Source organism: Pantoea sp. 18059 (assembly GCF_902706165.1).
Classification (GTDB): domain Bacteria; phylum Pseudomonadota; class Gammaproteobacteria; order Enterobacterales; family Enterobacteriaceae; genus Pantoea; species Pantoea agglomerans.
Genome location: NZ_CACSJS010000044.1, coordinates 1 through 442, shown reverse-complemented (window position 1 = coordinate 442; position 442 = coordinate 1). Strand labels below are relative to the sequence as shown.

General features: G+C 69.9%; 1 protein-coding gene. It reads right to left on the bottom strand.

Features of this window, described 5'->3' with window-relative positions:
* A partial coding sequence (locus GVJ63_RS21975; RefSeq protein WP_159227368.1) for a Crp/Fnr family transcriptional regulator occupies positions 1-442 on the bottom strand: 442 nt, incomplete at both ends.

The window sequence follows — 442 nt, the reverse complement described above, 5'->3', positions numbered from 1 at the left end:
GGCCGAGCGCGTCGGCGAGATCCGCCTGCGTCAGCGGCAGATCGTACTGCCCGTCCGCGGTCTGGCCGATCGCGCCCAGCCGTTCCAGCAGCTCGCACAGGAGATGGGCCATGCGTTCAGGGCCCGAGCGCATGCCGAGGTTGACCAGCCACGCGCGCGCCATCGCCTCCTCCGCGAGCCTTGCACGCTGTAGCGCCAGAGCGATGCGGGGATGCCGGCCGAGCAGGTCCATGTAGGGGACGCGCGGGACCTTGGCGATCCGACAGGGCGTGAGCGCCTCGATCGCGTGGTCGAGCGGGTAGCCCTGGAGGGCGCCGCGGTCGCAGAGATCACCGGGCACCAGATAGGCCAGGATCTGGCGACGACCCGACATCCGGCACTTATGACGGTTGGCGAACCCAGCAAGGACGATCAGTGCGTGGTCGGCCACGCGTCCCTGTTC